This window comes from Microbacterium pasadenense (assembly GCF_047246565.1).
In the GTDB taxonomy this organism is placed as follows: Bacteria; Actinomycetota; Actinomycetes; order Actinomycetales; family Microbacteriaceae; genus Microbacterium.
The window spans coordinates 788,626-813,957 of the sequence record NZ_JBFOKN010000002.1 but is presented as its reverse complement, the minus strand read 5'-3'; the positions used below and the strand labels follow the sequence as shown (position 1 = coordinate 813,957).

Genomic DNA, 25,332 nt, shown 5'->3' with positions numbered 1-25,332 from the left:
AGGATGGTCATCATGAATGACGACGAGGCCCTGCGTCTGGACAGCCAGCTCTGCTTCGCGATCGTGACGGCCGCCCGCAACGTCGTCTCGATCTATCGACCGGTGCTGGAACCGCTGGGTCTCACGCACCCGCAGTACCTCGTGATGCTGGCGCTGTGGGAGCGGGCGCCGCAGTCCCTGTCGGAGCTCGCCGCGGAGCTCTCGGTCGAACCCGCGACCCTCTCGCCGACCATCAAGCGTCTCGAGTCGCAGGGACGCGTCGCGCGTCGCCGCCGTGCGGAGGACGAGCGGGTCCTCGAGATCACCCTGACAGAAGAGGGCGTCCGCCTGCGGGAGCAGGCGCTCTCGGTGCCGCGTCAGATCATGGCGCGCGTGGGACTCACCGCCGCCGACATCGCGGCGCTCCGCGACGGCCTCGCCCCGTTCGCGCAGCGGCTCCCCGCCGACGCCGTACCAGGCTGATCGCTCCGAGCGAAGCCCGGGCCCGATGTCGGGAGCCCAATCTAGGATTGTTCAGTGCCCATCGTCCCCGTTCCTTCCGCGTCCAAACTCAGTGTCCGCGGCGCCCGCGTCCACAACCTGAAGAACGTCGATCTCGAGATCCCCCGTGACTCGCTCGTCGTCTTCACGGGGCTGTCCGGTTCGGGCAAGTCCAGCCTCGCGTTCGACACGATCTTCGCCGAGGGGCAGCGCCGCTACATCGAATCGCTGAGCTCGTACGCGCGGCAGTTCCTCGGCCAGGTCGACCGGCCCGACGTCGATTTCATCGAAGGGCTCAGCCCGGCCGTGTCGATCGACCAGAAGTCGACGAACCGGAACCCCCGCTCGACGGTGGGAACGATCACCGAGATCAACGACTACATGCGCCTGCTGTGGGCCCGCATCGGCGTGCCGCACTGCCCGGAGTGCGGTGAGCAGATCCAGCGGCAGACGGTGCAGCAGATCGCCGACCAGCTGATGGAGCTGCCCGAGCGCACCCGGTACCAGATCGTCGCCCCGGTCATCAGCCAGAAGAAGGGGGAGTTCGTCGACCTCTTCAAGGAGCTGTCGGCGAAGGGCTACGCCCGCGCGATCGTCGACGGCGAGGTGGCGCAGCTCGCCGAGCCCCCCGTCCTCAAGAAGAGCTACAAGCACGACATCGCGGTCGTCGTCGACCGCCTGGTCGCGAGCCCCGACATCCTGAGCCGGGTGACCGATTCGGTCGAGACGGCACTGGGCCTCGCCGGCGGCATCCTGCAGGTCAACTTCGTCGATGAGGAGGGCGAAGCCGCCTGGCAGAGCTACAGCGAGAAGCTCGCGTGCCCGAACGGACACGCGCTGCAGCTCACGGAGATCGAGCCGCGCACCTTCTCGTTCAACGCTCCGTTCGGCGCCTGCCCCGCCTGCTCGGGCCTCGGCACCCGCATGTCCGTCGACACCGAGCTGCTGCTCGGCGACGAGGAGCTGTCGATCGCCGAAGGCGTCATCATCCCGTGGACCACCCAGGGCAAGGGTCTCTTCCAGTACTACGAGCGGCTGCTCGTCGGTCTGTCCGACGACCTCGGCTTCTCGCTGGACACCCCGTGGAAAGACCTGCCGATCGATGTGCAGGACGCCGTGCTGAGCGGCGAGAACTACAAGGTCACGGTGAAGTGGAAGAACCGGTACGGCCGTGAGATGCGGTACGCATCGGGCTTCGAAGGGGTCATCCCGTACATCGAGCGCCAGTTCGCGTCGGCGGAGAGCGATTCGCAGCGACAGCGCTGGGGCGAGTTCCTCCGCGAGGTCCCGTGCCCGGTCTGCAACGGCGACCGCCTCAAGCCGGAAGTCCTCTCGGTGCTCGTGCACGGCCACTCGATCGCCGATGCGTCCCGCCTGAGCCTCGGCGAGGCGCAGGCGTACTTCGCCGACCTCATGCTCACCGATCGCGAGGCCACCATCGCCGCGGCCGTGCTGCGCGAGATCCGCGCGCGGCTGGACTTCCTCATCCAGGTGGGGCTGAACTACCTGAGCCTCAGCCGCTCCGCCGGTTCGCTGTCGGGAGGCGAAGCACAGCGCATCCGCCTGGCGACGCAGATCGGATCGGGGCTGACCGGCGTCCTCTACGTGCTTGACGAACCGTCCATCGGCCTCCACCAGCGGGACAACCGGCGGCTCATCGAGACGCTCGTGCGCCTGAAGAACCTGGGCAACACCCTCGTCGTCGTCGAGCACGACGAAGAGACGATCCACGCCTCCGACTGGGTGGTCGACATCGGACCGCGGGCCGGCGTCCTGGGAGGGAACGTCGTCCACTCCGGACCGGTCGAGCAGATGCTGACCGACGAGGCCTCCATCACGGGCGCCTACCTGAGTGGTCGCCGCGCGATCTCCATGCCGAACAAGCGTCGCAAGATCGACAAGTCGCGCCAGGTCCGGGTCGTGGGCGCGCGCGCCAACAACCTGCAGAACGTGACCGTCGACTTCCCGCTCGGCGTGCTCACCTCGGTCACCGGCGTCAGCGGCTCGGGGAAGTCGTCCCTGGTCAACGGCATCCTGTACGAAGTGCTCGCCACCCGGCTCAACGGCGCGCGCCGGGTCGCCGGCAAGCACACGCGGGTCACCGGACTCGAGCACCTCGACAAGGTGGTCCACGTCGACCAGGCGCCCATCGGACGCACGCCGCGGTCGAACCCGGCGACGTACACCGGCGTCTTCGACCGCATCCGCTCGCTGTTCGCCGACACGCCCGAGGCGAAGGTCCGCGGCTATCAGCCCGGCCGGTTCAGCTTCAACATCAAGGGCGGCCGGTGCGAGGCGTGCTCGGGCGACGGCACGATCAAGATCGAGATGAACTTCCTCCCCGACGTGTACGTCGACTGCGAGGTCTGCCACGGCAAGCGCTACAACCGCGACACCCTCGCCGTCCACTACAAGGGCAAGAACATCGCCGAGGTGCTCGAGATGCCCATCTCCGAGGCGGCGGAGTTCTTCGAGCCGATCCAGGCGATCCATCGGTACCTGAAGACCCTGGTCGACGTGGGCCTCGGCTACGTCCGGCTCGGCCAGTCGGCGACGACCCTCTCGGGCGGCGAGGCGCAGCGCGTCAAGCTCGCCACGGAGCTGCAGCGCCGGTCGAACGGCCGCACGATCTACGTGCTCGATGAGCCGACGACCGGCCTCCACTTCGAAGACGTGCAGCGCCTGCTGGACGTGCTCAGCAGCCTGGTCGACAAGGGGAACACCGTCATCGTCATCGAGCACAACCTCGATGTCATCAAGTCGTCCGACTGGGTCATCGACCTCGGCCCCGAGGGCGGCTCGGGTGGCGGAACGGTGCTCGCGACCGGCACCCCGGAGCAGATCGCCGCGGTGCCCGAGAGCCACACCGGCCAGTTCCTCGCCGAGATCCTGGGAGTTGTTCCGGCGCGCAAGGCCGGCTGACGTGGCATCCACCCTCCCGTACAAGCCGAAGCCGGGTGAGATCCCCACGAATCCGGGGGTCTACCGGTTCCGCGATGCCGACGGCCGCATCCTGTACGTCGGCAAGGCGAAGAATCTGCGGGCCCGGCTGTCGAACTACTTCGCGCCGCTCCACACGCTGCACGAGCGCACGCGGCGGATGGTGACGACGGCGGCGAGCGTCGAGTGGACGGTCGTCAAGACCGACGTCGACTCGCTGCAGCTCGAGTACACCTGGATCCAGGAGTACTCGCCTCCGTTCAACGTCCGGTACAAGGACGACAAGTCGTACCCGTACATGGCGGTGACCCTCGGCGACGAGGCTCCGCGCGTGATCGTGACGCGGAACCGGAAGATCTCCGGAGCGAAGTACTTCGGACCCTTCCCGAAGGTCTGGGCGGTGCACGACACGATCGACCAGCTCATCAAGGTGTTCCCGATCCGCACCTGCAGCGACTCGTCCTACAAGAAGGCGATGGCCACCGGTCGGCCGTGCTTCCCCGGCCAGATCGGCCGCTGCGGCGGCCCGTGTTCGATGAGAGTGACCATCGAGGAGCACCGGGCGATCGTCGACGACTTCGTCGCGTTCATGTCGGGCGGCGACAAGCGCTACGTGAAGCTCCTCACGGCACGCATGCGCGAGGCCGCGGCGGCGATGGACTACGAGGCGGCGGCGATCTACCGCGACAAGCTGCAGGCGATGGATGCCGTGCTCAACCGCAGCGCGCTCGTGCTGAGCGAGGACACCGACGCCGACCTGTTCGGCGTCGCCGAGGACGAGCTGTTCGCCGCAGTCCAGCACTTCGTGGTCCGCGGCGGGCGGGTGCGAGGGGTCCGCGCCGCGACGATCGACAAGGAGCTCGACATCACGGGCGCCGACCTCGTGGACCAGCTGCTGCAGCGCGCCTACGGGGATGCGGCCCCCGAGGACATCCCGCGTCAGGTACTCGTCCCCTCGCTCCCGGAGGATGCCGCCGAGCTCGAGCAGTGGCTGCAGTCCCGCCGCGGCAAGAAGGTGACGCTGCAGGTCGCGCAGCGGGGTCAGAAGGCCGACCTCCTGCGCACCGCGACGGTGAACGCGCAGCAGGCGCTCCTGCTGCACAAGATGCGGCGGACCAGCGACTACACCGCCCGGACGAAGGCGCTCACCGACCTGCAGGAGGCGCTCGAGCTCACCGAGGCGCCGCTGCGCATCGAGTGCTTCGACGTCTCGCACCTCGGCGGCACGAACGTCGTCGCATCGATGGTGGTCTTCGAGGACGGCCTGCCGCGCAAGGATCAGTACCGGTCGTTCTCCGTCACGGACACCACCGACGACACCGACTCGATGTATCAGGTGCTGACCCGGCGCCTGGCGCACATCGACCGGGACGAGGCCGAGGCAGCGTCCGTCGACGTGACGGCAGACGGCGCGGTCGATACGACGCGGAAGCGCCCCCGGTTCGCCTACCGGCCCCAGCTGCTCCTCGTCGACGGCGGCAAGCCGCAGGTCGAGGCGGCGGCACGGGCGCTCCGCGACGCCGGCCACCCCGAGATCGCGCTCTGCGGCATCGCCAAACGGCTCGAAGAGGTGTGGCTGCCGGGGGAGGACTTCCCGGTGATCCTGCCGCGCACCTCCGAGGCCCTGTACCTCCTGCAGCGGCTGCGTGACGAGGCGCACCGCTTCGCCATCACCCACCAGCGCAAGAAGCGCAAGCGCGACATCACGACGGTGCTCGCCGAAGTGCCCGGACTCGGCGACGCGCGCATCAAGGCGCTCCTGCGGCACTTCGGCTCGGTCAGCGCGCTGAAGAAGGCGTCGCCCGAGGAGATCCAGGAGCTTCCCGGCATCGGGCCGCGACTGGCGGCCGCCATCCACGCGCACCTGGCCCCGGCCCAGGTGGCGGACGTTTCGCTGGTGGACGCGAATGATCGCTAGGCTGGCAGCGAGCGCAGACAGGGGCTGATCACGGTGGCGGACGGGCAGACGGCGGGGGAGATCCTGATCGTCACCGGCATGTCCGGAGCCGGTCGGACGACCGCAGCGAACGCGCTCGAAGACCTCGACTGGTACGTCGTCGACAATCTGCCGCCGCAGATGCTCAAGCCGTTGCTCGATCTGACGGCTCTCGCCGCCGACGCCCTTCCGAAGGTCGCCGCCGTCGTCGACGTCCGCGGCCGTCAGCTGTTCGGCGAGCTGCCCGCCGTCACCCGCGCGCTCCGCGGCGGTCGCCAGGTGAGGGTGCTGTTCCTGGATGCGGCCGACGACGTCCTCGTCCGCCGCTTCGAAGCCGTCCGGCGACCGCACCCGCTGCAGGGCGAGGGAACCATCCTCGACGGCATCCGTCGTGAGCGCGAGCGGGTGGCATCCATCCGCGAAGCGGCCGACCTGATCGTCGACACCAGCGCGCTGAACATCCACCAGCTCGCGAACCGCGTCGTCGACCTGTTCAGCGAGGAGGGCGACGCCCGTCACACTGTGACGGTCATGAGCTTCGGCTTCAAGTACGGGCTGCCGCCCGACGTCGATCTCGTCGCCGACATGCGCTTCCTCCCGAACCCGTACTGGGAACCCACGATGCGGCCGCTCACCGGCAAGGACGAGTCGGTCCGGGAGTTCGTGCTCGGGCAGGACGGCGCGCGCGAGTTCATCGACGCCTACGCCACGGCGCTGCATCCCGTGCTGCAGGGCTATCAGCGCGAGAACAAGCGCCACTCGGTCATCGCGATCGGCTGCACCGGGGGCAAGCACAGATCCGTCGTCACCGCCCTCGAGCTCGCGGACCGGCTCTCCCACGAGGCAGGGGTGGCGGTCCGCGTCACGCACAGGGACCTGGGCCGGGAGTAAGCTGATCCTTTGTCCCCGACCGCCCCACCCGAAGGATCGCTGTGCCGCTGACTGCTGACGTGAAGACGGAGTTAACCTCGGTCAGAGACCCGCGGCCCACCGCACGGGTGGCCGAGCTGACGACGATTCTGCGCTTCTCGGGCGGGCTCCACTCGATCGCCGGTCGCGTCGCCGTCGAGGCGGAGCTCGAGACCGACACCCTCGCGCGCAGAGTCGCGCGCGACCTGATGGAGATCTACGGGGTACGCCCCGAACTCGCCCACGTGCAGGCGTCGGGAGGCCGCACCGGCAACTCCTTCGCAGTCCGCGTCATCGACGGCGGTGAGACGCTCGCGCGCCAGACCGGTCTGCTCGATTCCCGCCGTCGTCCCGTCCGCGGGCTGCCGAACAAGCTGACGACCGGAGCACGCCCCGACCTCGCCGCCGTCTGGCGGGGCGCGTTCCTCGCCACCGGCTCGCTCTCGGACCCGGGCCGCTCCGCCGCCCTCGAGGTCGCCTGCCCGTCGGGAGAGGCCGCGATGGCCCTGGTCGGAGCGGCACACCGTCTCGGGATCGCCGCGAAGGCGCGTGAGGTCCGTGGCATCCCACGTGTGGTCGTCCGCGACGGCGAGGCCATCCGCGCCGCGCTGCTGATGATGGGCGCCCAGAAGACGGCCGCCGCATGGGAGGAGATGCGCCAGCGTCGCGAGGTGCGCGCCGGCGTGAATCGTCTCGTCAACTTCGACGACGCGAACCTGCGTCGCTCCGCGCAGGCCGCCGTCGCCGCGTGCGCGCGGGTCGAGCGCGCCCTGGAGATCCTCGGCGACACCGTTCCGGGCCACCTGAAGCAGGCGGGCGATCTCCGCCTCGCGCATCGCGACGCGAGCCTCGACGAACTCGGCCACCACGCCGACCCGCCGCTGACCAAGGATGCCGTCGCCGGCCGCATCCGGAGGCTGCTCGCGATGGCCGACAAGAAGGCCGCGCAGGACGGCGTCCCCGACACCGAATCCGCGGTGCCCGCCGGCCTGGAGGACTGACGTCTACGTCTTCTTCCGCCGGGAAGCAACCACGCGCGCCCTGCGTTGGCGCTCAATAGGATGACATCGACCCGCCGCATCCCGGTGCGGCACGAACAGGAAGAAGAGGACATGGCGACCTACACGCTGCCCGAGCTCCCGTACGACTACTCCGCGCTGGAGCCGCACATCAGCGGCAAGATCATGGAGCTTCACCACTCGAAGCACCACCAGACCTACGTCACCGGCGCGAACACCGCGCTCGAGCAGCTCGCCGAGGCCCGCGAGACGGGCAACCTCGCGAACGTCAACAAGCTCGAGAAGGACCTCGCGTTCAACCTCGGCGGTCACGTCAACCACTCCGTCTTCTGGACCAACCTGGCGCCGGCCGGCAACGGCGGCGGCGGCGAGCCGGAGGGCGAGCTGCGCGCCGCGATCGACGAGTTCTTCGGCGGCTTCGACAAGTTCCAGGCGCACTTCACCGCCGCCGCGACCGGCATCCAGGGCTCGGGCTGGGCCGTGCTCAGCTGGGACGCGATCGGCTCGCAGCTGATCGTCCAGCAGATGTTCGACCAGCAGTCGAACGTCGCCCAGGGGACCGTCCCGATCTTCCAGCTCGACATGTGGGAGCACGCCTTCTACCTCGACTACCTCAACGTCAAGGCCGACTACGTCAAGGCGGTCTGGAACATCGCGAACTGGCAGAACGTCGCACAGCGTCTCGACGCTGCACGCCAGCAGACGGCCGGGCTGCTCTAGTAGTAGGGTCGTAAACAGGTGAGGATGCCGGGCTCCTCCCGGTAGCGGGGGCCGAGCTCCGGCATCCTCTCTCTTTGTCAAATGATTGCGCACCGGCACCGTTTCTCCGGCGTCGCGCGCGACGAGAAACGGGAGACAACGTGTCTGTCAAGATCGGCATCAACGGCTTCGGCCGCATCGGACGCAACTACCTCCGCGCAGCGCTCGCGCAGGGTGCGGACCTCGAAATCGTGGCGGTGAACGACCTCACCGACAACAAGACGCTGGCCCACCTGCTGAAGTACGACTCGATCCTCGGGCGCCTCGACGCCGAGGTCTCGTACACCGGTGACTCGATCACCGTGGGCGACAAGACGATCAAGGTCTTCGAGGAGCGCGACCCCGCGAACCTCCCCTGGGGCGAGCTCGGCGTCGACATCGTCATCGAGTCGACCGGCCGCTTCACCAACGCCGAGGACGCCAGGAAGCACCTCGCCGGCGGCGCGAAGAAGGTCCTCATCTCGGCTCCCGCCAAGGGCGAGGACGCCACGTTCGTCATCGGTGCGAACGAGGACCTCTACGACCCCGAGAACCACGACATCATCTCGAACGCCTCGTGCACGACCAACTGCCTCGCACCGCTGGCGAAGGTCCTCAACGACAACTTCGGCATCGTCAAGGGCCTGATGACGACGGTCCACGCCTACACGGCCGACCAGAACCTGCAGGACGGCCCGCACAGCGACCTCCGTCGTGCCCGCGCCGCCGCGCTCAACATCGTTCCGACCTCGACCGGTGCCGCGAAGGCCATCGGCCTGGTCCTGCCCGAGCTCAAGGGCAAGCTCGACGGCTTCGCGCTCCGCGTGCCGGTTCCCACCGGCTCGGCGACCGACCTGACCGTCGAGCTCGAGCGCGAGGTCACCGTCGAGGAGATCAAGGCTGCGTACAAGGCCGCCGCGGACGGCCCGCTGCAGGGCATCCTCAAGTACACCGAGGACGAGATCGTCTCGAGCGACATCGTCACCGACGACCACTCCTGCATCTTCGACGCGGGCCTGACCCGCGTCATCGGCAACCAGGTCAAGGTCGTCGGCTGGTACGACAACGAGTGGGGCTACTCCAACCGCCTCGTCGACCTCACCGAGCTCGTCGCCAGCAAGCTCTGACGATGGCTCTGCGCACCCTCGATTCGCTGGGTCCGCTCGCCGGCAAGCGCGTCATCGTCCGTGTCGACTTCAACGTCCCCCTGAAGGACGGCGTCATCACGGACGATGGCCGCGTGCGTGCGGCGCTGCCCACGCTCACCGCTCTGGTCGGCCAGGGTGCCCGCGTCATCGCGGTATCCCACCTGGGGCGGCCCAAGGGCGCGCCCGACGCGGCGTACAGCCTCGCACCCGTCGCCGAGCGGCTCTCCGAGCTGCTCGGCAGCCCGGTCGCCTTCGCGACCGATACGGTCGGCCCCTCCGCTCAGGAGACGGTCGCCGCGCTCGGTGACGGCGAGGTCGCCGTGCTGGAGAACCTCCGGTTCAACGCCGGGGAGACCGCGAAGGACGAGGCCGAGCGCCGCGCGTTCGCAAGCGAGCTCGCCGCCCTCGGCGACGCCCTCGTGTCGGACGGCTTCGGTGTCGTGCATCGCAAGCAGGCGTCGGTCTACGACCTCGCCGAACTGCTGCCGTCGGCCGCCGGCTCGCTGATCGAGAAGGAGGTCGATGTCCTCGACCGTCTGACCGAGCGCCCCGAGCGTCCATACGCGGTCGTGCTGGGCGGGTCGAAGGTCAGCGACAAGCTGGGCGTGATCGAGCACCTCCTGCCCCGCGTGGACAAGATCCTCGTCGGCGGCGGCATGCTGTTCACCTTCCTCGCCGCTCAGGGTCACAAGGTCGGCAAGAGCCTCCTCGAAGAGGACCAGCTCGAGACGGTGCGTGGCTACGTCGCGACGGCGAAGGAGCGCGGCGTCGAGATCGTGCTCCCCGTCGACGCCGTCATGGCCGCGGGATTCGCGGCGGATGCGGCGCACGTCGTCGCCGCTGCGGATGCGCTCGAGGACACCGAGTTCGGTGCGTCCGGCATGGGCCTGGACATCGGGCCCCAGACGGCGGAGCTGTTCGCCGACGCGATCCGGGGCGCGAAGACGGTCTTCTGGAACGGGCCCATGGGCGTGTTCGAGATGGCGCCGTTCGCAGCCGGGACCGAGACGGTCGCGCGCGCGCTGACCGAGGTCGACGGTCTCTCGGTCGTCGGTGGTGGCGACTCGGCCGCCGCCGTCCGTCAGCTCGGTTTCGCCGACGAGCAGTTCGGTCACATCTCGACCGGCGGCGGGGCGAGCCTCGAATTCCTCGAGGGCAAGAAGCTGCCCGGATTGGAGATCCTCGGATGGGAAGCGTGACGCGCAAGCCGCTCATCGCCGGCAACTGGAAGATGAACCTCGACCACCTGCAGGCGGTCGCGTTCGTCCAGAAGCTGCACTGGACGCTGAAGGATGCCGGGCACGAGAACGATTCGGTCGAGGTCGCGGTCTTCCCGCCCTTCACCGACATCCGCACCGTGCAGACGCTGATCGACGCCGACAAGATCCCGTTCGCCCTCGGCGCGCAGGATCTGTCGACGAAGGACTCCGGCGCCTACACCGGTGAGGTCTCCGGCGCCTTCCTCGCGAAGCTCGACGCCCGCTACGTCATCATCGGCCACTCCGAGCGCCGGGAGTATCACGGCGAGTCGGACGACGTCGTCGCGGCGAAGGTGCAGGCCGCGCTGCGGCACGGGCTCGTCCCGGTGATCTGCGTCGGCGAGACCGCGGAGGACCTCGAGAAGTTCGGCGCGTCGGCGGTCCCCGCCGGTCAGCTCAAGACCGCGCTCGAGGGCGTGGCATCCGATGCCGACATCGTCGTGGCCTACGAGCCGGTCTGGGCGATCGGGTCGGGCCAGGCCGCCACCCCCGACCAGGCCCAGGAGGTGTGCGCCAAGCTGCGCGCCGTCGTCGCCGAGTCGCTCGGTGCCGACGCGGCGGAGAAGACGCGGGTCCTCTACGGCGGTTCGGTGAAGTCGGGGAACATCGCGAGCTTCATGCGCGAACCCGATGTCGACGGTGCCCTGGTGGGTGGCGCGAGCCTCGTCGTCGACGAGTTCGCCGCCATCATCCGATACCAGAAGCACGTCGGCGTCTGAGCTGTGCGGCGCGGCTCCGCCCGGGGCCGCGCCGCACAGCCGGTATACTCGTGCTCTGTGCGCTGAGCGACTCGGCGACCCGAAAGGCTTTCAACGACTGTGGACATCCTCCAGCTTGTGCTGCAGGTGCTGCTGGGAATCACCAGCCTCCTGCTCACGCTCCTGATCCTCCTGCACAAGGGACGCGGCGGCGGCCTCTCCGACATGTTCGGCGGTGGCATGAGCTCCGCCATGGGCTCGTCGGGTCTCGCCGAGCGGAACCTCAACCGGTTCACGATCGTGCTCGCCCTCGTGTGGTTCGTCGTGATCGTCGCCCTCGGCCTGATCACCAAGTTCCAGGGGCTCTGATGGCCACCGGGGGTAACGCGATCCGTGGCACGCGCGTCGGCGCGGGGCCCATGGGCGAGCAGGATCACGGACATCACGCCGATCGTGTCGCGGTGTCCTACTGGGACGCGCTCGGCAACGAGACCGTGCGCTACTTCGCCGCCGGCATCGCCGAGGAGGAGATCCCCGAGATCATCGACTCGCCGCGCTCAGGTCTGCCGGCCGGCCGCGACCGCGAGAACCCTCCCGCCGTCGCGAAGAACGAGCCCTACAAGACGCACCTCGCGTACGTGAAGGAGCGCCGCTCCGAGGAGGAGGCGGACACCATCCTCGCCGACGCGCTCACGCAGCTGCGGGAACGGCGCGGCCAGGACTGATCCGGCCGAGCCGGTCCTCCGGGACCGCCTCCCGCACGGTCCGTTCGGGCCCGCATCGGCGCGGGTCAGAACTCCGGATCGATGAGCTCTTCGGGCACCGACCCGGCCGCGGCCTGATCGACGAAGAAGACCGTCTGCTTGCGACCCTTCGCGCCCGCCGCGGGAACGGAGTGGTAGCTCGCGCCCGCGAGAGCGAGGCCCAGGGCCGAAGCCTTGTCCTGACCGGGCAGCACGAGCCACACCCGTCGCGCGGAGTTGATGACGGGACGCGTCAGCGTGATGCGGTCGGAGGGGGGCACGGGGGAGTCGCGCACCGGGAGCACCGAGTGCTCCGTGTCGGCGATCTCGGTCCGGTCCGGGAAGAGCGACGCGATGTGACCGTCGGGGCCCACGCCGAGGAAGCACACGTGGAAGACCGGCCACGCCTGGTCGTCGGTGCCGAAGCCTGCCAGCTCGTCGGTGTAGCGGGCGACGGCGGCGTCGAGGTCGACGCCCTCGTCGGCGGCGGGGATCGCGTGGATGTTCCCCCCCGGGACGTCGATGCGGGACAGCAGCGCGTCTGTCGCGGTCCGCTCGTTCCGGTCGGCGGCATCCCGCGGGAGGAAGCGCTCGTCACCCCACCAGAAGTGGACGCTCGACCAGTCGACGTCCCCGCGTGAGGGGTGCTCGCCGATGGCTCGCAGAACCGCCGTGCATGCGTTTCCGCCCGTGAGCAGCACGTGCGAGGTCTTGCCGGCGGCGGCGCGCTTGCGGGCGCGCCGCACGAACTGCTCGGCGATGCCGGACGCGAGGGCGTCGGCATCCGGGAAGACGACGACGCGCTTCTCTGCCCGGAACTCCGTCATTGGTCTCCTACCTCGTGGGAGGCTCGAGGCGCTCCCACCCATCGGTGATCACTCGACCATACAAGAGGTCCGGATCGAGTCGGCGCAGCTCCTCCGCGAGGCACTCGCGGAGCGAGCGGCGCGGCAGCACGATGTCGTGCGTGGGCTGGCCGGACTGGGTGAGCGTGGCGTCCGTCTCGGTCGTGCGCTCCAGGAGGATGTCGCCTGAGCTCCGCACGAGACGGACCGAGCGGATGCCGTGGCTCCACTCGTCCTCGGGGGCGTAGTGCCAGTCGACCGGCACGTCGAGCATCAGGCGGAGCCAGGCGGCGAGCAGTCCCGTCGACGGCGAGCTGTCGGCGCCGATGACCTCGACGGCGGTGACCGGCTCGTAGGGCGGCTGATCGAGCACCGCCGCCAACTGCTCGCGCCAGTGGGTCAACCGCGTCCAGGCCAGGTCCGTGTCGCCGGGGCGGTAGGTCGAACCCAGGGTGTCGAGGCTCTCGCGGACGCGCGGGCGCGTGGACGCATCGGTGATGCGCCGCTGCGCCATACGGCCGATGGCGGAGCCGGCGGGGTCGCTCGGCGCGTCGTCCGGCCACCACGCCACGACGGGCGCGTCGGGCAGGAGCAGGCCGTTGACGAGGCTCTCATGGCTGCCCGCCACCTCGCCGTGCGCGCGCAGGACGATGACCTCGCTCGCACCGGCGTCGCCGCCCACACGGATCTGCGCGTCCAGGCTTGTCGTGCCGTCAGGATCGAGGACGAGCACGATGACGCGCATCGGATGCTCGCGGGATGCGGCGTTGGCGGCGTCGACGGTCGCCTCGTCCAGCCCGCCCTTGGAGACGATGACGAGGGTCAGCACGCGGCCGAGGGCGACGGCGCCGCCCTCCTCGCGCACGCTCACGAGGGAGCGGGCGATCTTGGACACGGTGGTGTCGGGCAGATCGACGATCACGGGCGCCTCCAGACGCGGCCGTCGCGGGCCAGGAGCTCATCGGCGGACGAGGGACCCCACGATCCGGGGGAGTACTGCTCGAGAGGCTCGTCCTGCGCGGCCCAGAACTCCTCGATGGGGTCGAGGATGCGCCAGGACAGCTCCACCTCCTCGTGACGGGGGAACAGCGGCGGGTCGCCCAGCAGCACGTCCAGGATGAGCCGCTCATAGGCCTCGGGACTCGACTCGGTGAACGCGTGGCCGTAGCCGAAGTCCATCGTGACGTCGCGCACCTCGTTTCCGGCGCCGGGGACCTTCGATCCGAACCGCAGGGTGACGCCCTCATCCGGCTGGATGCGGATCACCAGTGCGTTCTGGCCGAGCTGGACGGCCTGACTGCGCAGGAACAGGAGCGGCGGCGTGTGCTTGAACACGACGGCGATCTCGGTGACCCGGCGGCCCAGCCGCTTGCCGGCGCGCAGGTAGAACGGCACGCCGTTCCAGCGCCGGGTGGCGATCTCGAGCTTCAGAGCGGCGTACGTCTCGGTCGCCGACTGCGGGTTCATGCCCTCCTCGTCGAGGAAGCCGGTGACCTTCTCGCCGCCCTGCCACCCGCCGGCGTACTGACCGCGGGCGGTCGCCGTCGACAGGTCGTCGGGGAGCTTCACGGCAGCGAGCACCTTCTCCTTCTCGGCACGGAGGTGCTCCGCGTCGAGCGAGATCGGCTCCTCCATCGCGGTGAGGGCGAGCAGCTGCAGGAGATGGTTCTGGATGACGTCGCGGGCCGCGCCGATGCCGTCGTAGTAGCCCGCGCGACCGCCGACGCCGATGTCCTCGGCCATCGTGATCTGGACGTGGTCGACGTAGTTCGCGTTCCACAGCGGCTCGTACAGCTCGTTCGCGAAGCGCAGCGCCAGGATGTTCTGGACGGTCTCCTTGCCGAGGTAGTGGTCGATGCGGAAGATGGCGTCGGCGGGGAAGGCGACCTCGAGGGCCTCGTTCAGCTCGCGCGCCGTCTGCAGATCGCTGCCGAACGGCTTCTCGATCACCACGCGGCGCCAGCGGTCGGTGTCGGGGGTGTCGTCCACCAGACCGGAGTCGCGCAGCTGGCGGGCCACCGTAGGGAAGTCCTTCGGCGGGATCGACAGGTAGTACGCGTGGTTGCCCATCGTGCCGCGTTCGACGTCGAGGCGCTCGACCGTCTCGCGCAGCCGTGCGAAGGATGCCTCGTCGTCGAACTCGCCCTGGACGAACCGGATGCCCTGGAGCAGCTGCTTCCAGGTCTCCTCGCGGAACGGCGTCCGCGCATGCTCGCGGACGGCCTCGTAGACGACCTTCGCGAAGTCCTGGTCCTCCCAGTCCCGGCGGGCGAACCCGACGAGTGCGAAGCCGGGAGGCAGGAGGCCGCGGTTCGCGAGGTCGTAGACGGCCGGCATGAGCTTCTTGCGCGACAGGTCGCCCGTCACGCCGAAGATCACCAGCGCGCTGGGACCCGCGATGCGATTGAGACGGCGGTCGTCGGGGTCGCGGAGCGGGTTGACCCCGCGGCGGATGTCCTCTGCCATCGGATCAGTTCGCGGCGCTGAGCGCCTCGCGCACGGTGCCCTGGAGGTCGTGCCACGAGACGATGAACTTGTCGACGCCCTCGTCCTCCAGCACCTGCGTGACATCCACCAGGTCGATGCCGGCATCCGCGAGCTGGTCGAAGACGGCGTGCGCGTCGTCGTAGTTCGTGGTGACGGTGTCGCCGGCGATCTCACCGTGGTCGAAGGTGGCCTCGAGCGTCTTCTCCGGCATCGTGTTGACGGCGCCGCGTGCGACGAGCTCGGTCACGTACAGGGTGTCCGGCAGGGCCGGGTCCTTGACGCCGGTCGACGCCCACAGCGGCCGCTGCACGTTGGCGCCCGCAGCGAGGAGCTCGGCGGCGGCCGGTTCGGCGAAGGTCTTCTCGAACAGCTCGTACGCCAGGCGCGCGTTGGCGATGCCGGCCTTGCCCTTCAGCGCGGTCGCCGCGTCGGTGCCGAGCGCCGCGAGACGCTTGTCGACCTCGGTGTCCACGCGGGACACGAAGAACGACGCGACCGAGTGGATCGTGGAGATGTCGTGGCCGTTGGCCTGAGCCTGACGGATGCCGGCAAGGTAGGCGTCGATGACGGCGGCGTAGCGCTCGAGGCTGAAGATCAGGGTGACGTTCACCGAGATGCCCTCGGCCAGGACGGCGGTGATGGCCGGGAGGCCTGCGAGCGTCGCGGGGATCTTGATGAGCGTGTTCGGCCGGTCGACCTTCGCCCACAGCTCCTTGGCCTGGGCGATCGTCGCGTCGGTGTCGTGCGCGAGGTCGGGGGAGACCTCGATCGACACGCGGCCGTCGACGCCGTCGGTCGCGTCGAAGACGGGGCGGAAGAGGTCGGCGGCGTCGCGGACGTCCGTCGTGGTGATCTCGAAGATCGCCGTGTCGACGTCGACGCCCTGCGCGGCGAGAGCCTTCAGCGGGGCGTCGTACGAGTCGTCGTTGCTGTTGCCGATGGCGGCCTGGAAGATCGACGGGTTCGTCGTCACCCCGACGACGTTCCACTCGGCGATGAGGGTCGCCAGGTTGCCCGTGTCGATGCGGCCACGCGAGAGGTCGTCGAGCCAGATGCTGACGCCGGCGGCGGACAGGTCCGCAGTGGGGGTGCTCATGAGTTCTCCTTGACAGTTGCGCGGGCCGCTTCCACGACCGCCTCGGCGGTGATGCCGAACTTCTGGAACAGGGTCTTGTAGTCGGCGGACGCGCCGAAGTGGTCGATGCCGACCGTGCGCCCGGTGTCGCCGACGACGCCGCGCCACAGACCGGTGGCACCGGCCTCGACCGAGACGCGCGCCTTCACGGCGGCGGGGATGACGGATTCGCGGTACGCCGCATCCTGCTCGGCGAACCATTCCAGGCTGGGGGCCGACACGACGCGCGCGGCGATGCCCTCGCCGGCGAGCGTCTCCCGGGCGGCGACCGCGAGGGCCACCTCCGAGCCGGTGGCGATGAGGACGACGTCCGGCTCGCCGTTCTCGGCGTCGATCAGCACGTACGCACCCTTCGCGACGCCGTCGGTGCCGGCGAAGCCGTCCTCCCCGCGGGGGAACACGGCGATGTTCTGGCGCGTGAGCGCGATGCCCGACGGGCCCCCCTGCCGGCGGAGGATCTCCAGCCACGCCGCCGCCGTCTCGTTGGCGTCGGCCGGACGGACCACCGTGAAGTTGGGGATCAGGCGCAGGGTCGCGAGCTGCTCGATCGGCTGGTGCGTGGGACCGTCCTCACCGAGCGCGACGGAGTCGTGGGTCCACACGAACACCGAGGGGATGTCCATGAGGGCGGCCAGGCGCACCGCGGGACGCATGTAGTCGCTGAAGATGAGGAACGTGCCGCCGAAGGGGCGAGTCGGTCCGTGCAGCGTGATGCCGTTGACGATCGCGCCCATCGCGTGCTCGCGGATGCCGAAGTGGAGCACGCGGCCGTAGGGGTCGCCGGACCATTCGTGCGTCGACCACTCCGACGGGATGAAGCTCTTCGAATCCTTGATCGTGGTGAGGTTCGACTCGGCGAGGTCGGCCGATCCACCCCACAGCTCGGGCAGCTCAGCGGCCAGCGCGTTGAGGACCACACCCGACGCGGCGCGGGTGGAGACGTCCTTGCCGGGCTCGAACGTCGGGAGGGCGTCGGCGATGCCGTCGGGCAGGGTGCCCGCCTCGAGACGGTCGAGGAGCGCCTTGCGCTCGGGGTTCGCCGCTGCCCAGGCGTCGAAGGACTCCTGCCAGGCGGCACGTGCGGTGGCGGCCCGGTCGGCGAGGGAGCGCGTGTGGGCGAGCACGTCGTCTGCCACGACGAAGGTCTCCTCGGGATCGAACCCGAGCACCTTCTTCGTCGCGGCGAGTTCGTCGGCGCCGAGGGCGGAGCCGTGGATCTTCCCGGTGTTCTGCTTGCCGGGCGCGGGCCAGCCGATGATCGTCTTCAGGATGATGAGCGACGGCTTCGACGTCTCGCCCTGGGCGGCCTCGAGCGCGGCGTGGAGCTCGGTGATGTCCTCGACGTACTCGCCGGTCTTCTTCCAGTCGACCGTCTGAACGTGCCAGCCGTACGCCTCGTAGCGGGCCTGGACGTCCTCGGTGAACGCGACGTTGGTGTCGTCCTCGATCGAGATCTGGTTCGAGTCGTAGATCGCGATGAGGTTGCCGAGCTGCTGGTGGCCGGCGAGGGAGCTGGCCTCGGAGGTGACACCCTCCTGAAGATCGCCGTCTCCGGCGATGACGTAAACGTTGTGATCGAACGGCGAGGTGCCGGGCGCGGCATCCGGGTCGAACAGTCCACGCTCGTAGCGGGCGGCGTACGCGAAGCCGACGGCGGAGGCCAGCCCCTGGCCGAGCGGGCCGGTGGTGATCTCGACACCCTTCGTGTGGCCGTATTCGGGGTGACCGGGGGTCAGCGAACCCCACGTGCGCAGCGACTTGAGGTCGTCGAGCTCGAGGCCGAAGCCGCCCAGGTAGAGCTGGACGTACTGGGTGAGCGAGGAGTGGCCCACCGAGAGGATGAAGCGGTCGCGGCCGAGCCAGTGCGTGTCCGCGGGGTCGTGCCGGAGCACCCGCTGGTACAGCAGGTAGGCGGCCGGTGCGAGGCTCATGGCCGTGCCGGGGTGGCCGTTGCCCACCTTCTCCACGGCATCCGCGGCGAGCACTCGCGCGGTGTCCACCGCTCGTCGGTCGATCTCATCCCATGCCAGTTCTGACACCTGGTGGCCTTTCGTCGGGGAGCGGCGCGGTCGGGGCCTGCAGAAGCGGCCCAACGTCGCGCGTCGGAGATTTTCAGCATATCCATCCGCGGGATCACGCGGGGCCGGGAGGTCCGCGTGTGACGCTTCGCGCGGTACGCCGCCCGCGAACCCCCCGGAAGGCGATGGCGTAGACTCGGGGGGACGATCAACAGCGGCAGGGGCGATGGCAATCACAGAGACCGACGGGCGCGCGACGGCGACCGGAAAGCACTCGATCGGCAGCACCGTCAGCGCCTACGTCCAGCTGACGAAGCCTCGTGTCCTCGAGCTGCTGCTGGTGACGACCATCCCGGTCATGTTCCTCGCCGAGAACGGTCTGCCGGATCTGTGGCTGATCGTCGCGACCGTCATCGGCGGCGCGATGAGCGCCGGCTCGGCGGCATCCTTCAACATGTACCTCGATCGCGACATCGACGCGCACATGAAGCGGACGAAGAACCGTCCGCTGGTCACCGGCGAGATCAGCCCCCGAGGCGCGCTGACCTTCTCGTGGGTGCTCGCCGTGGCCTCCACCGTCTGGCTCCTCGTCTTCACGAACTGGGTCGCCGCGGCGCTCAGCGTCGCCGCGATCTTCTTCTACGTCGTCATCTACACGATGATCCTCAAGCGCCGCACCGAGCAGAACATCGTGTGGGGCGGCATCGCGGGATGCTTCCCGGTGATCATCGGCTGGTCGGCTGTCACCGGGTCGCTGTCGTGGACCCCGTTCATCCTCTTCCTGCTGGTCTTCCTGTGGACGCCGCCGCACTACTGGCCGCTGTCGATGAAGTACAAGGGCGACTACGAAGAGGCCGACGTCCCCATGCTCGGTGCCACGCGCGACGGCGTGCAGGTCGGCCTGCAGGTCATCCTGTATGCCTGGGCGACGCTCGCCAGCTCACTGCTGCTGATCCCGGTCGCGCCGATGGGGCTCGTGTACACGGTCTCCGCCCTCGTGTTCGGCGGGTGGTTCGTCGTCGAATCGCACGTGCTCTACAACCGGGCCGTCCGGGGCGAGAAGGTTCAGCCGATGCGCGTGTTCCACGCCTCGATCACCTATCTGACCCTGCTGTTCGTCGCGATCGCGATCGACCCGCTGCTGCCCTTCTGAGGCCGGCCGCGCCGCTCCGCTCCGGCGAGAACCCGGCGCTGCGGCGGCGCACCTCTCCGTGCCCGCCGGCAGCGCGCGGGTGCCCTCAGCGGTCGGTCGTCGGAGCGGCGGATGCCGGTGCGACGGATGCGTCGCCGCCGGCGACCGGCGCGATCGCCGGCTCCTCCTCCTGGGCGGCGGCCGGTGCGTCATCGGCGTACGCCGACACGGCCTCGGCGATCTCGTGGGGGAGGGCCGCGCGCAGCGCGCCCAGGGCGGCCGCGAGTCCCAGCCCGAGGACGCCGGCGCCGATGAGGACCGCGCCGACCACGCCCCACACCTGGCCGAGATAGATCTCGATGCCCGTCGTGGTGCCCTCGGTCAGTGCCTTCTCCATGGCGGCGAGCTTGTCGAGCAGGACGATCGTCCCGACGACGGCGGCGGTCAGGGAGCCGGCGATCAGCAGCCAGAACGGGATGCTTCGGACCAGGCGGGGGCGGGTGTTCATCGGATCTCCTCCGTGTCGGGGCCGCCCGGTCGTGGGCGGCCCCGGCCACTGTTCAGGGCCGACCCGGGCGAACCCGATGCGCCGCCTATGAGGTTTCGATGCGCTCCGGCGTCGCCGCGGACTCCGGAGCGACGGCGACCTCGCGCTTGAGTGACAGGACGGTGAGCGTCAATGCGGCGCCCAGCAGCGCCGCCAGGACCATGTGCACGCCGACGGCGAATTCGGGCAGCCCGTTGCGGGCCTGGTAGAGGCCGACCGCGATCTGGACCACCTCGACGAGCAGCAGCATCGACACCCAGAACCGCGTCGGCAGTCGGCGCGCCCAGGCCACTGCCGCGAGCATCAGGGTGACCGCGACGAGCGCGTAGCTGGGCCACGCGTGGATGTGCTGCAGCACCTCGGCGTCGAAGCCGTTCCGCCCTGCCGCGGCGTCGCCCGAGTGGGGTCCCGCGCCGGTCGTCAGGATGCCGAAGGCGACGGTGATCACCATCAGGAGCGTGGCGAGGTGGGTCAGGATCGCGTACCACGTCGGCACGACGCGCCCCCGCGGACCGATCGGGCGGTCCAGTCGGTACAGGAACGCGGCGCAGACGCTGACCATCGCCACCGACACGACGTAGTGGAATCCGACGATGAACGGGTTCAGTCCGGTGAGGACGGTGACGCCCCCGACGATGGCCTGCGCCACCACGCCGCCCAGAACGATCGCCGCCAGCAGGAAGAGGTCGGGCCGGCTCCGCCGCATGCGCCAGACGAGGGCCACCACCACGAGGGCCAGGATGCCGACGAGCCCGGTCAGGGTGCGGTTGCCGAACTCGATGACGCCGTGGATGCCCATCTCGGGTGTGGCCACGAGGGACTCGGGCGTGCACGTCGGCCACGTCGGGCAGCCGAGGCCGGACCCGGTCAGGCGCACAGCGCCGCCGGTCGCGATGATCAGGACCTCGGCGAGGAACGACAGCCACGCGAACACGCGGAGCGCGCGGGGGATCGCCACCGCCGTCGCTGCCGGCGCGGGGGACTGTGTGGTCAGCATGGATCGCCTCCGGGGCACGGGCTCGGCACGCCGCGGATGGTGGCGTTGCCTGTAGAATGGCGGGGTCGGCGGGAGCGACGTCATGTCGCAGCCCGCATAACGATTCTAGGCGCGGTCCGCGCCGGTAAAGAGCGGCCAGCAAGCGGCATCCCCCTCGCGCACTCCTCGCGGGACAGGGAATGCCGGAACGGATGACACCGTTGCCGCCTGTGAGGAGGAAATGTCATGTCTGATGTGCTCATCGACCGTCCCGAACTCGACAGCCTGGGGGTGTACGAGTTCGGCTGGCACGACGCCGACGCTGCCGGCGCCGTCGCGCAGCGAGGGATCAACGAAGACGTCGTCCGCGGCATTTCGGCTCTCAAGAGCGAACCCGAGTGGATGCTCAAGACCCGGATGAAGGGCTACCAGCTCTTCGGCCGCAAGCCCATGCCGACGTGGGGTGCCGACCTGTCTGGCATCGACTTCGACAACATCAAGTACTTCGTCCGCTCCACCGAGAAGCAGGCGCAGTCGTGGGAGGACCTCCCGGAGGAGATCCGCAACACGTACGAGAAGCTCGGGATCCCCGAGGCCGAGCGCCAGCGTCTCGTGGCCGGCGTCGCCGCGCAGTACGAGTCCGAGGTCGTGTATCACCAGATCCGCGAAGACCTCGAGCAGCAGGGTGTCATCTTCATGGACACCGACACCGCCCTCCGCGAGCACCCCGAGTTCTTCGAGGAGTACTTCGGCACCGTCATCCCGGCCGGCGACAACAAGTTCGCCGCGCTGAACACGGCGGTCTGGTCGGGCGGCTCGTTCGTCTACGTCCCGAAGGGCGTGCACGTCGAGATCCCGCTGCAGGCCTACTTCCGCATCAACACCGAGAACATGGGCCAGTTCGAGCGGACGCTGATCATCGCCGACGAGGACTCGTACGTCCACTACATCGAGGGCTGCACCGCCCCGATCTACAAGTCCGACTCGCTGCACTCCGCCGTGGTCGAGATCATCGTGAAGAAGAACGCCCGCGTTCGCTACACGACGATCCAGAACTGGTCGAACAACGTCTACAACCTCGTCACCAAGCGTGCCGTCGCCCACGAGGGCGCCACCATGGAATGGGTGGACGGCAACATCGGCTCCAAGGTGACGATGAAGTACCCGTCCATCTTCCTGATGGGCGAGCACGCGAAGGGCGAGACGCTCTCGGTCGCCTTCGCCGGTCCCGGCCAGCACCAGGACGCCGGCGCCAAGATGATCCACATGGCGCCCTACACGCAGTCGTCGATCGTGTCGAAGTCGATCGCGCGCGGCGGCGGACGTGCGGGCTACCGCGGCGAAGTGCGCGTCGACGCCAACGCGCACCACTCCGCCAACACGGTCCGCTGCGACGCTCTCCTGGTCGACACCATCTCGCGCTCCGACACGTACCCCGCGATCGACATCCGCGTCGACGACACGCAGCTCGGTCACGAGGCGACCGTCTCGAAGGTCAGCGAGGAGCAGCTCTTCTACCTGATGAGCCGTGGGATGCCGGAGGACGAGGCCATGGCGATGATCGTCCGCGGCTTCATCGAGCCGATCGCCCGCGAACTGCCCATGGAGTACGCCCTCGAGCTCAACAAGCTCATCGAGATGGGCATGGAAGGATCCGTCGGCTGATGACGACAGCGACTTCGGCCCCCGCGGCATCCGCGGAGGGCCACATCGACCCTGCAGCCACACTGACCGATGGGGCCGTCGTCCCGATCCAGACCCGCTCCGAGCGGCCCTGGTCGTTCGACCCGGCCGACTTCGGGACGCCCACCGGTCGCGAGGTCAACTGGAAGCACACGCCGATCAGCCGCCTCGGTGCGCTCTTCGTCGACGAGGCGGCACCGGCCGACGTCATCGGCGTGACGGTGTCCGCACCGGCGGCCGTCGAGCAGGCGCGGCTCGCGCCCGGCGAGGCGCCGCGCGGCGAGGTGTTCCGTCCCGAGGATCTCGCGAGCGCGATCGCGTGGACGCAGGAGGCGGAGGCGCCGCTCGTCCGCATCCCCGCCGGCGTCGAGCTCGATGAGCCCGTCATCATCCGCCTCACCGGCAACGGCGGCGTGGCGCACGCGCACGTCGTGATCGAGGCGCAGGCCCATTCGCGCGGCACGGTCATCCTCCGTCACGAAGGATCGGCCCAGCAGGCGCAGAACGTCGAGATCATCGTCCGCGACGGTGCCGCGCTGACCGTCGTCACGGTGCAGCGCTGGGACAACGACGCCGTGCACCTGTCGGCGCATCAGGCCCGCGTCGACCGCGACGCCTCCCTCACCCACATCGTGGCGAGCCTCGGCGGCAGCGTCGTGCGCGTCAACCCGTCGGTCGAGCTCGCCGGGTCCGGGTCGCAGGGCAGGCTCTACGGCCTGTCGTTCTCGGACGCGGGGCAGCACCTCGAGAGCCAGGTGTACCTGCACCACAAGGGTCCGCACACGACCGGAGACGTCCTGTACAAGGGCGCCCTGCAGGGCGAGAACGCCCGCAGCGTGTGGATCGGCGACGTGCTGATCGGGCCGGATGCCGTCGGCACCGACTCGTACGAGGCCAACCGCAACCTGGTCCTCACCGACGGCGCCCGCGCCGACTCGATCCCCAACCTCGAGATCGAGACGGGGGACATCGTCGGCGCCGGGCACGCGAGTGCGACCGGCCGCTTCGACGACGAGCAGCTCTTCTACCTGCAGGCCCGCGGCATCGCCGAGGACGAGGCGCGTCGCATGGTCGTCCTCGGCTTCCTGCTGGAGATCGTCCAGAAGCTCGGCATCCCCGCGCTGGAGGAGGAGTTCACGGCTGCGATCGAGGCCGAGCTGGCGGCAGGAGCGGACGCGTGAGCGCGCAGAAGGTCCTGCAGCTGAGCGACCTCTCCCAGGACACCGCCGTGCGGGTCGAGGTGAACGGCGTCGCCATCGCCGTCGTCCTCGACGGCCAGGGCGAGGTGCACGCCATCGGCGACACCTGCACGCACGGCGACATCTCGCTCGCCGACGGCTTCGTCGAGGGCGAATCGCTGGAGTGCTGGGCCCACGGCTCGGCCTTCTCGCTCCGCACCGGCCGCCCCCTGAACCTCCCGGCCTATGAGCCGGTGCCCGTCTACGAGGTCACGATCGACGGGGATGACATCCTCATCGACCCCGCCGTGACCAAAGCAGTGAACTGAAGAAGGAAGCCTGACATGTCAGTCCTCGAGATCCGCGACCTCCACGTGACGGTCGAGACAGAAGCCGGCGAGACGCCGATCCTCAACGGCGTGACCCTCACGGTCAACACCGGTGAGACGCACGCCATCATGGGCCCGAACGGCTCGGGCAAGTCGACGCTCGCGTACACGATCGCCGGCCACCCCAAGTACACCGTCACGAGCGGGTCGATCACCTTCGACGGCGAGGACGTCCTCGCCATGTCCGTCGACGAGCGCGCCCGCGCGGGACTGTTCCTCGCGATGCAGTACCCGGTCGAGATCCCCGGCGTCACCGTGACGAACTTCCTGCGCACCGCGAAGACCGCCATCGACGGCGAGGCGCCCTCGATCCGCGCCTGGTCGAAGGATGTCAAGCAGGCCATGAAGAACCTGCGGATGGACGCGAAGTTCGCCGCCCGCAACGTCAACGAGGGCTTCTCGGGCGGCGAGAAGAAGCGCCACGAGATCCTGCAGCTCGAGATGCTCCGTCCGAAGTTCGCTGTGCTCGACGAGACCGACTCGGGTCTCGACGTCGATGCGCTGAAGATCGTCTCCGAGGGCGTCAACCGCGCCAAGGAGCAGACCGACATGGGTGTGCTCCTGATCACGCACTACACCCGCATCCTGCGCTACATCAAGCCGGACTACGTCCACGTCCTGGTGAACGGTCGGGTCGCCGAGGAGGGCGGTCCCGAGCTGGCGACCCGCCTGGAGGACGAGGGCTATGACCGTTTCCTCGCCCCGGTGAGCGGCGACGAGGCTTAGGATCGACCCATGCCCGAGACGCTCGCACCCGAGAAGTACGACGAGGTCACCGAAGCCCTGAAGGACGTGATGGATCCCGAGCTGGGGATCAACGTCGTGGACCTCGGCCTGATCTACGACCTCGGCTGGGACGACGAGAACGACGCGCTCGTCATCCACATGACGCTGACGTCGGCCGGATGCCCGCTGACCGACGTGCTCGAGGAGCAGACCGGCCAGGCCCTGGACGGCGTCGTCGAACGCTTCCGCATCAACTGGGTCTGGATGCCGCCGTGGGGTCCGGAGCGGATCACCGATGACGGCCGCGACATGATGCGCGCCCTCGGCTTCTCGATCTGAGACTCCC

24 protein-coding genes are annotated in these 25,332 nt (G+C 69.2%); 17 read left to right on the top strand and 7 right to left on the bottom strand.

The window, feature by feature from the left end; all coding sequences use genetic code 11:
• Window positions 1–12 precede the first annotated feature (12 nt).
• The 11 genes from AB3M83_RS10090 to AB3M83_RS10040 all read left to right on the top strand — a co-directional run bounded on the left by AB3M83_RS10090 (window position 13) and on the right by AB3M83_RS10040 (window position 11,852).
• Entirely contained in the window at window positions 13–462 is a 450-nt protein-coding gene (locus AB3M83_RS10090; RefSeq protein WP_412947660.1) for a MarR family winged helix-turn-helix transcriptional regulator, read from the top strand.
• A gap of 54 nt (window positions 463–516) precedes the next feature.
• On the top strand, window positions 517–3,402 hold the full coding sequence (gene uvrA, locus AB3M83_RS10085; RefSeq protein ID WP_412947658.1) for an excinuclease ABC subunit UvrA: 2,886 nt from the start codon (window positions 517–519) through the stop codon (window positions 3,400–3,402).
• Between the two features lies 1 nt (window position 3,403).
• Window positions 3,404–5,338 (top strand): excinuclease ABC subunit UvrC, encoded by a 1,935-nt coding sequence (gene uvrC, locus AB3M83_RS10080; protein ID WP_412947655.1) that lies wholly within the window; start codon window positions 3,404–3,406, stop codon window positions 5,336–5,338.
• 33 nt (window positions 5,339–5,371) lie between these two features.
• Window positions 5,372–6,247 carry an RNase adapter RapZ gene (gene rapZ / locus AB3M83_RS10075; protein WP_412947652.1) on the top strand — a complete coding sequence of 292 codons (876 nt, stop codon included), beginning with the start codon at window positions 5,372–5,374 and terminating at the stop codon, window positions 6,245–6,247.
• A 41-nt stretch (window positions 6,248–6,288) separates the two neighbouring features.
• Window positions 6,289–7,266 (top strand): DNA-binding protein WhiA, encoded by a 978-nt coding sequence (whiA, locus tag AB3M83_RS10070; RefSeq protein ID WP_412947650.1) that lies wholly within the window; start codon window positions 6,289–6,291, stop codon window positions 7,264–7,266.
• Window positions 7,267–7,377: 111 nt separating this feature from the next.
• On the top strand, window positions 7,378–8,004 hold the full coding sequence (locus tag AB3M83_RS10065) for a superoxide dismutase (protein ID WP_412947878.1): 627 nt from the start codon (window positions 7,378–7,380) through the stop codon (window positions 8,002–8,004).
• 140 nt (window positions 8,005–8,144) lie between these two features.
• A complete protein-coding gene (gene gap / locus AB3M83_RS10060) occupies window positions 8,145–9,149 on the top strand; it encodes a type I glyceraldehyde-3-phosphate dehydrogenase (RefSeq protein WP_412947647.1) in 1,005 nt (334 codons plus the stop codon).
• A 2-nt stretch (window positions 9,150–9,151) separates the two neighbouring features.
• Window positions 9,152–10,369: a phosphoglycerate kinase gene (locus AB3M83_RS10055; RefSeq protein WP_412947643.1), complete on the top strand. Its 1,218-nt coding sequence runs from the start codon at window positions 9,152–9,154 to the stop codon at window positions 10,367–10,369.
• Window positions 10,357–11,148, top strand: coding sequence for a triose-phosphate isomerase (gene tpiA / locus AB3M83_RS10050; protein WP_412947640.1), 792 nt, complete (start codon window positions 10,357–10,359; stop codon window positions 11,146–11,148). The genes AB3M83_RS10055 and tpiA overlap by 13 nt, the downstream gene beginning before the upstream one ends.
• 99 nt (window positions 11,149–11,247) lie before the next feature.
• Window positions 11,248–11,496 (top strand): preprotein translocase subunit SecG, encoded by a 249-nt coding sequence (gene secG / locus AB3M83_RS10045; protein ID WP_412947638.1) that lies wholly within the window; start codon window positions 11,248–11,250, stop codon window positions 11,494–11,496.
• Window positions 11,496–11,852, top strand: coding sequence for an RNA polymerase-binding protein RbpA (locus AB3M83_RS10040; RefSeq protein WP_412947636.1), 357 nt, complete (start codon window positions 11,496–11,498; stop codon window positions 11,850–11,852). The genes secG and AB3M83_RS10040 overlap by 1 nt, the downstream gene beginning before the upstream one ends.
• Window positions 11,853–11,917: 65 nt before the next feature.
• On the opposite strand, the gene pgl is transcribed toward AB3M83_RS10040, so the two are convergent.
• The 5 genes from pgl to tkt are packed head-to-tail and all read right to left on the bottom strand — an operon-like array spanning window position 11,918 to window position 18,376.
• The gene (pgl, locus tag AB3M83_RS10035; RefSeq protein WP_412947634.1) at window positions 11,918–12,697 is read right to left on the bottom strand and encodes a 6-phosphogluconolactonase; all 780 of its coding nucleotides are present in this window, start codon (window positions 12,695–12,697) and stop codon (window positions 11,918–11,920) included.
• Window positions 12,698–12,704: 7 nt separating this feature from the next.
• Window positions 12,705–13,637 (bottom strand): glucose-6-phosphate dehydrogenase assembly protein OpcA, encoded by a 933-nt coding sequence (locus tag AB3M83_RS10030; RefSeq protein WP_412947631.1) that lies wholly within the window; start codon window positions 13,635–13,637, stop codon window positions 12,705–12,707.
• Window positions 13,634–15,181: a glucose-6-phosphate dehydrogenase gene (gene zwf / locus AB3M83_RS10025; protein ID WP_412947629.1), complete on the bottom strand. Its 1,548-nt coding sequence runs from the start codon at window positions 15,179–15,181 to the stop codon at window positions 13,634–13,636. Before zwf ends, AB3M83_RS10030 begins: the two co-directional genes overlap by 4 nt.
• Window positions 15,182–15,185: 4 nt before the next feature.
• Window positions 15,186–16,298, bottom strand: coding sequence for a transaldolase (gene tal / locus AB3M83_RS10020; RefSeq protein ID WP_412947627.1), 1,113 nt, complete (start codon window positions 16,296–16,298; stop codon window positions 15,186–15,188).
• Window positions 16,295–18,376: a transketolase gene (tkt, locus tag AB3M83_RS10015; RefSeq protein ID WP_412947626.1), complete on the bottom strand. Its 2,082-nt coding sequence runs from the start codon at window positions 18,374–18,376 to the stop codon at window positions 16,295–16,297. Before tkt ends, tal begins: the two co-directional genes overlap by 4 nt.
• Before the next feature lie 205 nt (window positions 18,377–18,581).
• On the opposite strand from tkt, the gene AB3M83_RS10010 reads away from it, so the two are divergent.
• A complete protein-coding gene (locus AB3M83_RS10010) occupies window positions 18,582–19,508 on the top strand; it encodes a heme o synthase (RefSeq protein WP_412947624.1) in 927 nt (308 codons plus the stop codon).
• An 85-nt stretch (window positions 19,509–19,593) separates the two neighbouring features.
• On the opposite strand, the gene AB3M83_RS10005 is transcribed toward AB3M83_RS10010, so the two are convergent.
• Window positions 19,594–19,995, bottom strand: coding sequence for a dinucleotide-utilizing enzyme (locus AB3M83_RS10005; protein ID WP_412947623.1), 402 nt, complete (start codon window positions 19,993–19,995; stop codon window positions 19,594–19,596).
• An 85-nt stretch (window positions 19,996–20,080) separates the two neighbouring features.
• Window positions 20,081–21,031 (bottom strand): COX15/CtaA family protein, encoded by a 951-nt coding sequence (locus AB3M83_RS10000; protein WP_412947621.1) that lies wholly within the window; start codon window positions 21,029–21,031, stop codon window positions 20,081–20,083.
• Window positions 21,032–21,256: 225 nt separating this feature from the next.
• Here AB3M83_RS10000 and sufB point away from each other — a divergent pair, with 225 nt between their 5' ends.
• Genes sufB through AB3M83_RS09975 form a run of 5 tightly spaced genes read left to right on the top strand, consistent with a single transcriptional unit; the run spans window position 21,257 to window position 25,325 of the window.
• Window positions 21,257–22,675, top strand: coding sequence for a Fe-S cluster assembly protein SufB (gene sufB, locus AB3M83_RS09995; RefSeq protein ID WP_412947619.1), 1,419 nt, complete (start codon window positions 21,257–21,259; stop codon window positions 22,673–22,675).
• On the top strand, window positions 22,675–23,874 hold the full coding sequence (gene sufD / locus AB3M83_RS09990; RefSeq protein WP_412947616.1) for a Fe-S cluster assembly protein SufD: 1,200 nt from the start codon (window positions 22,675–22,677) through the stop codon (window positions 23,872–23,874). Before sufB ends, sufD begins: the two co-directional genes overlap by 1 nt.
• Window positions 23,871–24,200, top strand: coding sequence for a non-heme iron oxygenase ferredoxin subunit (locus tag AB3M83_RS09985; RefSeq protein ID WP_412947614.1), 330 nt, complete (start codon window positions 23,871–23,873; stop codon window positions 24,198–24,200). The genes sufD and AB3M83_RS09985 overlap by 4 nt, the downstream gene beginning before the upstream one ends.
• 15 nt (window positions 24,201–24,215) lie before the next feature.
• The gene (gene sufC / locus AB3M83_RS09980; protein ID WP_412947611.1) at window positions 24,216–24,986 is read left to right on the top strand and encodes a Fe-S cluster assembly ATPase SufC; all 771 of its coding nucleotides are present in this window, start codon (window positions 24,216–24,218) and stop codon (window positions 24,984–24,986) included.
• 9 nt (window positions 24,987–24,995) lie between these two features.
• Window positions 24,996–25,325 (top strand): metal-sulfur cluster assembly factor, encoded by a 330-nt coding sequence (locus AB3M83_RS09975; RefSeq protein WP_412947608.1) that lies wholly within the window; start codon window positions 24,996–24,998, stop codon window positions 25,323–25,325.
• The last annotated feature ends 7 nt before the right edge of the window (window positions 25,326–25,332 follow it).

Coding starts and splice junctions, on each gene's coding strand:
- AB3M83_RS09975 (WP_412947608.1), top strand. CDS start 24,996: ATGCCCGAGACGCTCGCACCCGAGAAGTACGACGAGGTCACCGAAGCC.
- AB3M83_RS10040 (WP_412947636.1), top strand. CDS start 11,496: ATGGCCACCGGGGGTAACGCGATCCGTGGCACGCGCGTCGGCGCGGGG.
- AB3M83_RS10005 (WP_412947623.1), bottom strand. CDS start 19,995: ATGAACACCCGCCCCCGCCTGGTCCGAAGCATCCCGTTCTGGCTGCTG.
- AB3M83_RS10010 (WP_412947624.1), top strand. CDS start 18,582: ATGGCAATCACAGAGACCGACGGGCGCGCGACGGCGACCGGAAAGCAC.
- sufC (WP_412947611.1), top strand. CDS start 24,216: ATGTCAGTCCTCGAGATCCGCGACCTCCACGTGACGGTCGAGACAGAA.
- AB3M83_RS10090 (WP_412947660.1), top strand. CDS start 13: ATGAATGACGACGAGGCCCTGCGTCTGGACAGCCAGCTCTGCTTCGCG.
- AB3M83_RS10055 (WP_412947643.1), top strand. CDS start 9,152: ATGGCTCTGCGCACCCTCGATTCGCTGGGTCCGCTCGCCGGCAAGCGC.
- tpiA (WP_412947640.1), top strand. CDS start 10,357: ATGGGAAGCGTGACGCGCAAGCCGCTCATCGCCGGCAACTGGAAGATG.
- sufB (WP_412947619.1), top strand. CDS start 21,257: ATGTCTGATGTGCTCATCGACCGTCCCGAACTCGACAGCCTGGGGGTG.
- pgl (WP_412947634.1), bottom strand. CDS start 12,697: ATGACGGAGTTCCGGGCAGAGAAGCGCGTCGTCGTCTTCCCGGATGCC.
- tal (WP_412947627.1), bottom strand. CDS start 16,298: ATGAGCACCCCCACTGCGGACCTGTCCGCCGCCGGCGTCAGCATCTGG.
- zwf (WP_412947629.1), bottom strand. CDS start 15,181: ATGGCAGAGGACATCCGCCGCGGGGTCAACCCGCTCCGCGACCCCGAC.
- AB3M83_RS10000 (WP_412947621.1), bottom strand. CDS start 21,031: ATGCTGACCACACAGTCCCCCGCGCCGGCAGCGACGGCGGTGGCGATC.
- sufD (WP_412947616.1), top strand. CDS start 22,675: ATGACGACAGCGACTTCGGCCCCCGCGGCATCCGCGGAGGGCCACATC.
- AB3M83_RS10065 (WP_412947878.1), top strand. CDS start 7,378: ATGGCGACCTACACGCTGCCCGAGCTCCCGTACGACTACTCCGCGCTG.